Origin of the sequence: Tsuneonella suprasediminis (assembly GCF_003605755.1) — a bacterium.
In the GTDB taxonomy this organism is placed as follows: Bacteria; Pseudomonadota; Alphaproteobacteria; order Sphingomonadales; family Sphingomonadaceae; genus Tsuneonella; species Tsuneonella suprasediminis.
The window spans coordinates 100,065-112,770 of sequence record NZ_RAHJ01000011.1; the positions used below are offsets into that span (position 1 = coordinate 100,065).

Consider the following 12,706-nt stretch of genomic DNA (forward strand, 5'->3'; position numbering starts at 1 on the left):
GAACCAATCTGCCCACTTCACCTCATCCGTTCCGACAGCGAGGTATTAAGGCATTCTCAACAGGAGCAGCCGCAGTGGGGATGGGCGGAGCGGAAAGTGCCACCCATGTTCTGAAATGATCCTGGCGTAAGCTGACCTTCTGATGGCAGTAAACCGCTACCCCGATTTCAAGGCTGTTCAGGAAGCAAACCCAAAGGCTGAGGCGGCATCAGTGAAAATCATGGCTGCGAATGCGGATCAGATCTTCCGGATCGGCTAAGGGCGGTTGATAGGGATCAACGGGTTTCGACATTGAACCTGGTCTGTCACGATCTGGCGAACAAGAGGACGTGGCCGCATGGTCACTCCCCGGACTATATCGGTAGTTCATCACGCCGATCTGGCGAAGCATAGGTGTCAGATCATCGATCTGATCGACGATAATATGAATAACCTCCCCCTCCTTCTGAAGACGGCCTTTCAGGCTTATCATGGAAGCAGACATCACGATGCGGCGGAAAGTTTCGAAGCGGTCGGGCCAGACGATACCTTGGGCGACTCCGCTTTCATCCTCGATCGTAATGAAGAGCACGCCCTTGGCACTTCCGGGTTTTTGCCGAACGAGCACGACGCCTGCGACTGCAACACGCTGACCATCCCTGATCGAGAGAAGGTCGCTGCATCGCTTCATACCGCGCTGAGCCAGTTCATCCCGCAGAAACGAAACCGGATGCGCACGAAGCGAGAGCTGCATCGTGCGATAGTCCTCGACTACCTCACGCCCATCGCTCATCACCTGCAATGCAACCGCAGGTTCGGTACACTCGGCACCATACACGCCTTCTCGCGCGTCGGCTGCCGCGAACAGAGGAAGCGGTGTCTCACTCAAGCCGCGGACCTTCCATAAGCTATCTCGCCGATCGCTGCCAAAACTATGAAAGGCGTCGGCTTCGGCAAGGCGTTCGATAGCCGCACGTGGTATACTGGCGCGGCGCCAGACTTCTTCGATTGACGTATAGAGCGCCGCGCCACGTGCAGAAGCGATTGCCGCACCATGCAGGTTGGCAAGGCCGCGCACCTGCCTGAACCCAAGCCGCACAGCAAACAAACCGCCTCTGGCCGGTTCGAGCGTGCAGTCCCAGCGGCTGGCGTTAATGCAAACAGGTCGTACTTCGACCCCGTGCTGCTGCGCATCCTGTACGATCTGTGCCGGAGCATAAAACCCCATTGGTTGCGCGTTGAGCAGCGCGGCGCAAAACACGTCGGGATGATGATGCTTCATCCAGCACGAAGCATAGGCGATCTTAGCGAAGGAGGCTGCATGGCTTTCGGGAAAGCCATAACTGCCGAACCCTTCGATCTGCCTGAACGTGCGCTCGGCAAAGTCTTGCGGATAGCCGCGCTCCACCATACCGCCGACCAGCTTGTCGTAGAAATGACCTACACCCCCAGTCAGCTTGAAGGTCGACATGGCCCGACGCAACTGATCGACCTCGGCAGGTGCAAAGCCTGCGCCGACAATCGCCACCTTCATCGCCTGTTCCTGAAAGAGCGGAACGCCAAGCGTCTTTTCCAGTACCGCACGCAGTTCCGGCTTAGGATATTCGGGGTGTTCACGGCCTTCACGACGACGTAGGTAGGGATGCACCATGTCGCCTTGAATCGGGCCCGGCCGCACGATGGCGACCTCAATAACGAGATCGTAGAACTGCCGCGGCTTCATACGTGGCAGCATCGACATCTGCGCCCGACTTTCGATCTGGAAAGTACCGATCGTATCGGCCTTCTGGATCATGGCATAGACCGCTGGATCGTCATCCTGCAGGTCGGCCATAGTAACCCGTATGCCCTTCTTCTGTTCGAGCAGGACAAATGCGCGGTTCATGCAGCCTAGCATGCCCAGCCCCAACACATCGACCTTCATGAACTTCAGCGCATCGATGTCATCCTTATCCCATTCGATGACTTGCCGATCCGCCATCGCGGCAGGCTCGATCGGCACCAGATCATCGAGCCGGTCATGCGTCAGCACGAAGCCGCCCGGATGCTGCGAGAGATGGCGCGGCGTTCCAATCAGCCTGCTGGCAAGATCAAGCGCCAGACGCAGGCGGCGATCGTTCAGATTGAGATTAAGCTCCTCCGCCTGTTTCTCCCCCACACCATCAGAAGACCAGCCCCAGACCAAGCCGGACAGAGAGGAAGTCAGGTCTTCAGGCAATCCCAACGCCTTGCCCACCTCGCGGATTGCTCCGCGCGCCCGAAAGCGCGTGACGACAGCAGTCAGTGCGGAATGATCGCGGCCATATGTTTCATAGATCCATTGAATGATTTCCTCGCGCCGCTCATGCTCGAAATCGACATCGATATCAGGCGGTTCCGGCCGTTCACCCGAAACGAACCGTTCGAACAGCAACTCGTGCTTGATCGGGTCGATCGAGGTGATCCCCAACACGAAACAGACGCAACTGTTCGCTGCCGAACCGCGCCCCTGACATAGTATCCCACGCCGGCGAGCTTCGATGACGATGGCGTTCACGGTCAGAAAGTAAGGCGCGTAATCGAGCTGGCCGATCAATGCGAGTTCGTGCGCGATCTGATCGGCATGGGCCTGAGGGATGCCACCGGGGAACATCCGCTGTGCTGCCTCCTGCGACAGCTTTTCCAGCGCCTCCTGCGCGCTCATGCCTTCCAGCACCCGCTCATGCGGATATTGATAGCTCAGCTCGCCAAGATCGAAGGTGCAGGTAGCGGCGATATCGGCGGTCGCTTGAACCGCATCGGGAAAAGCGGCGAAGCGGCGCTCCATTTCTTCCGGAGATTTGAGATTGCGATCGCCATGACGTTCGCGCCGGAAGCCTAGTCGGTCGACCGTTGTGCCTTCACGAATGGCAGTGACAATATCCTGCAACAGACGCGCATCGCTCGAATGATAAAGCACATCACCGGTGGCAACGCAGCGCAGACCCGCATCGCCTGCCATCGCGGCCAGATCGTGCAGCCTGAGCATATCGTCGGGTCGGCGGCGTTGCGTAAGGGCAAGATACCCGCGCGAGCCGAAGACATTCCGCAAATCAGCCAGATCGCTGACGAGCCCGGCATCTGGCATATTGGGCAGAAGAATGGCGATCAGCCCTTCGGCATGATGCGCGACATCGCTCCATTCGAGCACGCATTGCCCTTTACCTCCACGTGCCTTGCCAACGGTAAGCAGTCGGGTCATGCGGGACCATGCAGACCGGTCGGTGGGATACAACAACAGTTGTCGATCATCGGTGAGATGTACGCGTGCGCCTGCGATCAGCCGCACCCCGGTTGTTTTTTGCCCCTGCCAGGCACGCACCATGCCCGCGACAGTGCCCAGATCGGTCACGCCCAGCGCAGAATGCCCCATCGAAGCAGCCGCAGAAAACAGTTCCTCAGGCGAAGATGCACCGCGCAGGAACGAGAAATGACTGGTAGTATGCAGCTCGACGTAAGTCATCCAAACGCCCCATGCATCCACCAACTGCAATCACCCGTCTCGCCCTCTATCCCGTCGCCGCGCCGGAACAGCCAGAACCGGCGACCTTCGCAATCTTCCACGCGGTAGTAATCGCGTACGGCCCAGACCTCGCCATCACGCACCCACCATTCGCCGTAAATACGTTCAGGTCCATCGCCTGCGATCACTTCATGCATCTGACCACGCCACCCAAAGCGACGAGGCGGATGATCGGGTAGCAAGGCGATAACACCAAATAGCGGTTCAGGCCGGACCAGCAGCCGGGCCGGGCGTTTCCAGGTGGGCCAGCCTGTTGCTTCCGACAAGGGCCCCGTCCTGACCACCGCGCGTTCAGGAACATCGCTTTCAACCAGTGTAGATTTGAAGAGCGCATCATGCCCGATCCGTCCGGCCAGCTGATCAACCAGACCGGCGATGTCCATCTCCGGCGTTTCGCCAGTCAGTACAGAGGCGCAATTTTCTGCATCCAACACCTCGGTATGACGCGCGGTCAGTCTGCCCGCCTCGATCCCCATGCCTGGATCGATCTGCTCCAGTCGAAGAATTAAAAGTTTCGTCAGATGCTGTGCATCGCGACTTGCCCGGGCCAGACCGACGCCGATGGTCTGCTCGGTCCCGTCAACCCTCAGGAAGGCAAGCGTAACCTGCCGGACACCGAGGCCACGCGAACGCAGCACATCGATGAGATCGCATGTCAAATCACTCATCACCTGTGCAATGGCATCCGCAGTGCAAATCGGTTCCAACAGACGGCGCTCCGCCACAGGCGCTTCGAATGGCACTACGCTGTCGATCGGCTCGGCAAGACGACCGATAGCCTGATCGAGCCGGTCGATCGCATTGCGACCGAGGCGCTTCGCCAGTGGGCCACGCGGAAGCGGCAACAGATCCCCGATGCGTTCGAGCCCGAAGCGTCTGGCGGCCGCAAGCGCACCAGTTTCCAGCCGCAGCGCCGCCAATGGCAGCGGAGCGATCGCTGCGGTTGCCTGACCTGGAGCAACAATGGTGACAGGATCGCCAGAGAACCGCGCCAGTGCATGTGCCGCCCCCGGTGTATCGGCCACCGCCACCTGCGCGGTCAGGCGGATTCGGGCAAAGAAAGCCAGCAACCGCCGACAGAATGCCGCTTCGCCGCCGAATAGATGGCTGGTGCCTGTCAGATCGAGAATCAATCCATCGGGAGGGGCCACTGAAACAAGCGGAGACCAATGGCGCACAGCATGGACAGCTAGATGTTCAAGAGCGGCATCGTCTGCGGCGATGTCTGCAGGCCTGATATCCAGCTCCGCATAAAGCGCACGCGCCTGCGCGATCGCCATGCCAGGGCGAAGGCCAAGGGCAAGAGCAGCATCATCGGCAGCATGAATGACTTCGCGCTGTCCCTGCCGGATAGACAGAACCAGCGGAGCCCCAACCGGGCATGCTGGAGGTGCTGCGTTGACGGCCTGCAAGCTTTCCCCTTCTGAAGATGCTTTGAAAGGATGCTCCCGCGCTTCCGAACGTCGTCCAAGTTCACGCATCGGTGGTTGCCGGTGCACAGCAATCGCCCCTTCCCGAGCCCAGCGCGCGCCCGGTCGCCAGTGCCCGCCACGCGGCACTGAACAGTCTCCCGGATCGTTAGAGAGCGGGAGTTCAGCAGCATGTTTAGGCGGCTTTGACGTGCCGTTCTGCCCCAGCCGCTCGATCGGAAACTGCGGCAGAAACAGCGAGGCGACCCTGCGCATCGCATCCCTCCAGAACAATCGAAAACAGGTTGCCGTTGCGCTGACGCACCAGTTCGACTGCCCAACGCGGACCGCCAACACCGGGCACTCCCAACGGCGCGGACGGCACACAGCCGATACGCCAGCGTGTGGTCGCAGCAGACGGGGCACTGAGTGGACACAACTCCCGCTTGCGCCATCGCCGCAAAAGTAACGCAGGAGTTTGGCCATCAGCTGCAGCAAGCTGAAGCCGTCGCGATGCAGTCATATCCACACAACGCACCTCACCGACAACCGCAGCAAGGCCCCGGTGGCGTAATGCATCTTCCATAACCGCCAACAGCTCGCGATCATTGCGCGCTTGTGCAAAAAGTAAGCGTTCTGGTGGCAAGCCGGCTTGCTCGAGGCCAGGAGCATAAAGGTCAAACCGGCTTAAAGCCCATAATACCGGGCCTGACGAAGCACGCGTGGCAATACCCGCTGCAAACAAAGTGGCTGCCGCTTCCTCAGCCAGCGCCGGGGCCGAAGGCGCAATTTCGTGGAGAGCACCCATTGCCAGACCTCCATCAGCGAGTCTGCGATCCACCTCGTCGATACCGAACGGCAGCGTTCCACGAGCCCGCGTCGGGGTATCGAACCGGGCAATCTGCTGCCGCAGCTCGTCGATAAGGAGGGGGCGGGATAATCCGGGCATCACGACTCAAAAATTAAATGTTCTCTATATGTTCCACTTCCCTCACACTGCGTCAAGATGATTGTCATTGCAGGGCGTTACCACCTAACACACTAGATTTACGTAATAATAAACAGAACTGCGCCCACAGTACCCCCACCGATACCCCCACAGCTGGGACCTTTACCATGAGCCGCTTTGGCTGTCAGACGAGCCTAATTCGACAACCGATCGTCTGGTCGGCAACATCAGAACTATCGATCTTCTCCGCCCGCAGTAAGGATTGCGCCAATCAAAATCTGTCCCCTCATCTCTTGCCGACGCTCGCCTCGAGCGACGCGGCGATGTCTAGGTGCCGCTTACATTCAACGACAACATTTGAGTGCAGCGACAAGGTTCAGGAAACCTGAGGCGCGCCAGCCCTTCCATCATACGGAAAGATGCCTTTGTCGCTCGACCGTTTCCAGCGACGCCGCCGGGCCATACTCCTCGGCGCATAAAGGTTGAGAGCGCGACATCCTCACGGAACCCGTCAGGTGTAGGATCTCCCGATTTTGGGGCCGCCAAGGCAAAGTGACCGTTCAGCTTCTCATGATGACTGATAGCTCAGTTCACGCAAAACGGGCTGAGAGCCGAACGGACAAATGCATCCGAGTTGTCCGCATGCCTCGCACCGGTTGCGATCAGATGCCCCGCTCCTCGGCAAACAGAGGAAAATGCGGCAACCAGTGACTGCGACGGTTGCTGTCCGCCGAGTAGATTCTTCAAGGCCCAAGTGCCGGAAGGATCGTCTAGGCAGCGCGCGGCTGTGCCCAGATCGATGAAGTCGGGGTCATTATAGATGGCAAGCTCAATCTCGTCGTAGGCGGCCAGAATGGGATGGTTGTCGGTGACAATTCCAGTAATAATCTGATCCAACATGATGGACGGAGGAATTTCTCGCTTGAACAGTGCTCCGCGATCCCCCGTCATGGTTTCGCGCTCGTATAACCGGTAAAGCGCTTCGCGTAACAAATTGCTCTTGTTGCCAAAGTGGTGGGAAACTGCGCCGAGAGTGGAATTGGCCTCCATGGCCACAGCCCGGAAAGTAACACCCGATCGACCTTTACGTGCCAGAAGATCAGCCGCAGCATTGCCAAAGAGAGAGAATTGAATTTCTCTATCGTCGTTGAGCTTGGCAAAGTCCGAGGTGAGCCCGGCTCTGTAGGCCATCCGGCAGCTGTCACCTGCAATTCGGTTCGTGTCGAGCCACGATGTCAGTGCAAGAGCAGTTTCTTGCAAAAGACACTTGTCCAGAACAGGCTTCCAGCTGAGTAGATGGCGGCACGCCTCCCCATCCGCGAAGGCCGCGAGCGTTCTTGCATGAACAGTCATGCCCAGACACTCGCCAATTCTTGCCCAGAAATCGATCCAGGCTTCGTCCCACGCCAATTGAACCACCAGCGCGTCGGGAGTGGGAGATAGCGATTTGGTCCGACGCCAAGCCATCGCGAGCGAGCGTTCTCCAATCCATTGATCGATTGTAACCGCTATGATGGACGCGCTTACCTGTATCGGGACCGGGCGACCGCCTAGCGGAAGAATGTCGCGAAGAACCCTTTCCATCCACAGTTTTGCCGGAGCAAGCATCCGCCGCGACGCGGCCACGAACAGTTGTTCTAATCCACCGAAATGATATCCGATTGCGGAGGCTGCGGTCCCCGCCGACGCAGTGAGACTGCGCACACTCAGCGCGCTGTCCGGTGAATCACGCCAATGTTCGATCACAGCCGAAATAATGCCTTCTGATCGCCTTTCAGCACCGTCTTTCGAGGGAGTTAATGATTCCCTGCCAGCAACATCTGGATCGTTCACCAAACCAATTCCTCTCCGCACACACTTTTACCAGAGTCTCACAAACGTAATCGATTAGTCACGAGCGAGACATACAACCGTTCTAATTGCCCGGCAACATCTGACCAGTTGGGGGTAAGAACATGATTGTATTAATACGAACCATCCGTCGCCATACATTGCTCTGTTGCGCTGCATCTTCCGCCATTCTGGTTGCCGCACCGGCAGTTGCACAGAACGAGTCCGCTCCTGCACAGGATCAGACTGAAACGAACGATGAAAACCTGATCGTAGTGACCGGCTCGATCCGCGAGTCGTTGGAAAATGCGACCGAGGCAAAGCGGTTGGCTCCGAACGTGGTTGATGTCGCTACGGCTGATTCAGTAGGTCGATTCCCCGACGAGAACACGGCAGCGGCGCTCGCTCGTTTGCCTGGTGTCGCGGTGCAGCGCGATCAGGGGCAGGCCCGCTATATCCAGGTGCGCGGCGCGCCTAACCGCTGGACCTCGGTCAGCATCGACGGCATCCCGCAGACTGGCGTGGACGAAGGCGGGTCGGAGCGTGCCTATCGTTTCGACGCAGTACCGGCGGTATTGTTGCAGCAACTGGTTGTGAACAAATCTCTTACGCCAGACATCACTGCCGAAGCGATCACTGCGAATGTCGACCTGCAAACATTCTCTCCTCTCGACAACGGGGGCACAGGTTTCAATATTAACGGCGATCTCGGCTACGGGTTTATGGGCCTTGGCAATGGAGAGCAGCGCTCTGCCTCCATGCGTCTCTCGTGGTCGAACGACGTCGTCGGCATCGCGCTGGGTGGCTCGCATTATCTGCGCGACCAGGTCACCGACAATCGCGAGGCCAGCTACGATGCCGATGGTACCCCAGAGATATCGATATTCGCAACTACGAACTGGAACGGTCGAACAACGGCCTGTTTGGTACAGTTGAATTGCAGGCCAGCGACGACCTGCGGATGTTCGCTCGCGGCATCTATACTGAATTTACGGACAAAGAACGTCGCAACGCTTATCAGGTCGAGTTGGAAGACGCCGAAGCGGGCACACGTGGCCCGCTGACTGGCGAACTGTTCAACGTGCCGATCTCGACCGCTTTCAACGATGGTCTGTATAAGAACGAAAACATCATCCTGTCTGCCGGCTTCGATTACGCAACCCAAAGCGGGTTCGGACTTTCGGGTAAGCTCGGCTACACCCGAACCGAGAACAGCAGCGATCTGCCGATAGTACAGTCTTCGATCCACGATCTTACAGTAGCCTATGATCGCTCGGCCGATCCGCGTTTCCCGATCATTGACCTATATCGAACGATCGAGAATGGCGACGGTACGTTCTCGCGCGGAGAGGCGCGGTCGGCCATACCGCAAACTGAACAGAGCGTGTCCCGCGCCATCCTTCTCCCGATCATGCAGGGAACGGTCTCGGACGCCTATTCGGGCAAGCTCGATGTGTGGAAGGAATTTGACGAGCTGAAGGTTAAAGGTGGACTGTTCGGCACCTATCGCAAGCTTGCTGGCAATAATATCGGTGTTGGCGGCGCCGTACCACTGGCCGCGCTCGGCTTCGACCCCAACGGATATGTCACGGACCGTCAGTGGAATACCGGTTTCCCGCTTGGTGTCGATATCAACTACGTCGATAATATCGCGCTGAACAAGGATTTGCAGGCCGCACTCGAAGCGGGCGGTATCGATCCCGCAAGTTTTGTGCTCCCTACCTCGTTCTATGACCAGCAGGAAACGATCCTCGCCGCTTACGCGATGGCTCAGTATGACAACGGCCCGCTGATGCTGACAGGCGGAGCACGTGTCGAATGGTACGAAATCGAGAATGCCGGAACGGTTTTGAATGGCTCGGAGGCCACGCCGCTTTCGACGAAGCAGAACTTTTTCGACATCTTTCCGAGCGTGAACCTGCGCTATGAAGCCACACCGAATCTTGTTTTGCGGCTTGGCGGGCAGCGCGGCATTTCGCGGCCAGCCTACGCGGCGATACGCGTTGGCGCGTCGATCAGCGACACCAGCGAGTCGATCGGTGGGGGCAACCCGTTCCTTACGCCCGAATATACCTGGGGTCTGGATGCTAGCGCGGAATATTATTTCGCCAGCAACGGCATCGCCTCAGTCGCTGTCTTTCACCGTTGGGTGGACGATGTGTTGTATCAGAGCCAAGGCGTGGTCGGTTCCGATCTTTACAACAGCGATGGCATCGATCGCTCGGATTACCTGCTTGGTTCCACCTTCAATGGGGACAGCGGAACGTTGTACGGTATCGAATTCAACATTGAGAGCCAGTTCGACTTCCTTCCCGGGGCGCTTTCAGGCTTCGGCGTGCAGGGAAACCTCACCTTGCTCGATGGTCAATTTGACGGGATCGACGCGGCGACCGGCGAGACCGGCACGTTCGATTTCCAAGGCCTGTCCCATACCGTAGCCAACGCATCGCTCTTTTACGAATATGCCGATCTTTCGCTGCGCGTCTCCTATCAGTGGCGGTCGAAATATCTCGACACACTAGGCGGACTTGGTGCGGGTGAATTCCGCGACGGGTACGAGAATCTCGACGTCACGGTCCGTTATGTCCTGAACGATAACCTAACCCTGTTTGCCGATCTCGCCAATCTGACCGACGAGACCTACGTCGCGTATGAGGGTACCCGTGCAACTCCTTCGGAAGTGGAACAGATCGGAAGTCGCTACTTGTTTGGCGTCCGTTTCAACTTCTGAATGCAATCCGGGAAGGCAGGCGAACCCTGCCTTCCGTCTCTCACCCGATCCGAGGCCTGTCCCCATGCTCAAGTCACTTTCTCTCTTCACTACTGCCCTGATGCTCAGTTCCGCTCCGGTGCAGGCGCGCAACATTGTGCTCACCAATGACGATGGTCTGACGAGTAATGTCGTTGCGCTCTATCGCGCACTTAAGAAGGCCGGGCACGATGTGGTCGTATCGGTTCCATGCACCAACCAGAGCGGTATGGGCGCAGCGCTCAATATCGGACATCCTCTGACGCCGCTGAAAGAGCCCTGCCTCAATAATGCAGCACAGCCGGGCGATCCGGGGGCTGGTCCGATGACGCGGAACGGGCTGACTGCAGGCGATTTCCACTATGTCAACGGCACGCCGGTTATGGCCCTGCTTTACGGCCTGGACGTACTGAGTATAGAGCGGTGGGGCGACGAACCCGATCTTGTTCTGTCGGGGCCTAACGAAGGGCAAAATGTCGGCGCGATCATCCTCAGTTCCGGCACCGTCAGTAACTCGCAATATGCCGCCGTACGAGGGATTCCCGCGATTGCACTGTCGGCTGGAGCGAATAGCGAAGGTCCGGATCTCGCCAACCCGATATCGGCGCAGGTCGCACAGCGTGTCGTCGAACTGGTCAATGCTTTGGAACACAAAGCCGGGGAGGGTGCGTTGCTGCCGCGAGGGCTCGCGCTAAATGTGAATTTTCCCGACGAGCTAGACGGCGCGCAATGGCGTGCGACGCAGGTTGGTACCTATAATACTTATGCGATAGGCTTCACAGTCAACATGGCCGAGACGGCGTCGCCCGCGATGCGCGCCATCGCAGAAGGAAGAGGCATGCAGGTGCCCCCCCCTGCCGGGCCTGAACTTCGCAATAAACGAGACCCCTCCGACCCCGGACCAGGAGAACGATGAATCCGCAGTTTACCGGCAGCATATCGCAGTGAGCCCCATGCAGGTCGGCTATGCCGCCTCTCCCGCTGCAGTTGCCACGGTCAACTGGCAGCTGTCGGAATTGCTCCTCGAACGCGCCGAATAATCTGGAGATGAATTGATGCGCCTGATCATTCTTCCGCTCGCCGCGCTGGCTTTGCTTCCCGCGTGTGACAACCATGCCGGTCAGCCAAATGCCGAGGCCGAACTCTCACCTGTCGCCGCCAATGATATGGCGCTGACGGACAAGCGCCGCGTTCTCGATCTGGAAGGCGGAGTGAACTTTCGCGATCTGGGCGGCTACAGGACCACCGATGGCCGGATCACGAAGTGGGAAACGGTCTATCGCTCAGGCTCTCCAGCAGGCCTCACCGACGCTGACAACGCAGAACTTGCCCGTCGCGGCATTCGTACTTTCTGCGATTTCCGTTCGAATGAGGAGCGCGAGGAAGAGCCTAACCCCTATGTCGTCAAAAACAGCGATGTCGAATACTGGACGCGCGACTATGCGATGGATTCGGGAGGTCTAGGAAAGGTACTGGCTGGCCCGAACGCCAGCGCCGATAATTCGCGCAAGGCCATGATCAGCATCTACCGTACCATTGCACAGGATAATTCCGAGAGTTACGCGCAAATGTTCCGTTACCTCGCAGAAGGCCGTACACCGTTGGCCTTCAATTGTTCTGCGGGCAAGGATCGTGCAGGAACCGGAGCAGCTCTGCTGTTGTCCCTGCTTGGCGTCCCGCGTGAAACCGTGGTAGCCGATTATGCCCTTTCCGACGACGTCGTGGATTACCGAGCAAAGATACAAGAAGCGGCAGACAGCAATCCGTCTTACGCCGCGCTGGCTCAGTTGCCGTGGGAGACCGTGAAACCGCTGGTCGCTTCCGACCCGGCTTATATCGAAAGCGCTCTCGACGCGCTCGAGAATGAATACGGCTCGGTCGATACCTTCATTGAGCGGAAACTGGGCGTTACCGAAGACATGAAGCGCGCGATCATAAAGAATCTAACCGAAGAGTCCTGAAAGGAAGCCCGAATGTTTCGGTTTGCACAGGAGCGGAGTATCTGAGTGAAGCTTTGTGCTCGACCCTGTTCTTTTCCGCTTATGCAACGTCCGTTTTGAGAAGCCCCTGATTTTCTAGACGCCTTCCGCTTTCAAAATCTGCTGCCGCTCGAACTCGAGTGGCGACAGCATCCCGTAGTTTGCACTTCAAGCAGATTAAACTGTCCCCCTTCGCCATGTGACAGGCCTTCCCTCGTTCATATGCTGGACCTTCACGCGCGGGGGAGGCTGTCGGACACCTCGATCTCG

7 protein-coding genes and 1 pseudogene are annotated in these 12,706 nt (G+C 58.2%); 4 read left to right on the forward strand and 4 right to left on the reverse strand.

Annotated features, from left to right (window positions below):
* Nucleotides 1–208: 208 nt before the first annotated feature.
* From D6858_RS03150 to D6858_RS03165, 4 genes are all read right to left on the reverse strand, one after another.
* Entirely contained in the window at nucleotides 209–3,460 is a 3,252-nt protein-coding gene (locus D6858_RS03150) for an error-prone DNA polymerase (protein ID WP_120107082.1), read from the reverse strand.
* On the reverse strand, nucleotides 3,457–5,205 hold the full coding sequence (locus D6858_RS03155) for a Y-family DNA polymerase (RefSeq protein ID WP_120107084.1): 1,749 nt from the start codon (nucleotides 5,203–5,205) through the stop codon (nucleotides 3,457–3,459). The genes D6858_RS03150 and D6858_RS03155 overlap by 4 nt, the downstream gene beginning before the upstream one ends.
* On the reverse strand, nucleotides 5,126–5,878 hold the full coding sequence (locus D6858_RS03160) for an ImuA family protein (protein WP_165859615.1): 753 nt from the start codon (nucleotides 5,876–5,878) through the stop codon (nucleotides 5,126–5,128). The genes D6858_RS03155 and D6858_RS03160 overlap by 80 nt, the downstream gene beginning before the upstream one ends.
* A 585-nt stretch (nucleotides 5,879–6,463) precedes the next feature.
* Complete coding sequence (locus tag D6858_RS03165) at nucleotides 6,464–7,711, reverse strand: TetR family transcriptional regulator (protein ID WP_133305229.1); 1,248 nt, start codon at nucleotides 7,709–7,711, stop codon at nucleotides 6,464–6,466.
* 122 nt (nucleotides 7,712–7,833) lie between these two features.
* Between D6858_RS03165 and D6858_RS16045 the strand changes: the two are divergent.
* The 4 genes and pseudogenes from D6858_RS16045 to D6858_RS03180 all read left to right on the forward strand — a co-directional run.
* Nucleotides 7,834–8,250 (forward strand): annotated as a pseudogene (locus tag D6858_RS16045) (TonB-dependent receptor plug domain-containing protein); the annotation flags it as partial.
* A gap of 227 nt (nucleotides 8,251–8,477) precedes the next feature.
* Nucleotides 8,478–10,439: a TonB-dependent receptor gene (locus tag D6858_RS03170; RefSeq protein ID WP_240623662.1), complete on the forward strand. Its 1,962-nt coding sequence runs from the start codon at nucleotides 8,478–8,480 to the stop codon at nucleotides 10,437–10,439.
* Between the two features lie 64 nt (nucleotides 10,440–10,503).
* Nucleotides 10,504–11,373, forward strand: coding sequence for a 5'/3'-nucleotidase SurE (locus tag D6858_RS03175; RefSeq protein ID WP_240623663.1), 870 nt, complete (start codon nucleotides 10,504–10,506; stop codon nucleotides 11,371–11,373).
* 139 nt (nucleotides 11,374–11,512) lie between these two features.
* A complete protein-coding gene (locus D6858_RS03180) occupies nucleotides 11,513–12,418 on the forward strand; it encodes a tyrosine-protein phosphatase (protein WP_120107088.1) in 906 nt (301 codons plus the stop codon).
* Nucleotides 12,419–12,706 lie beyond the last annotated feature (288 nt).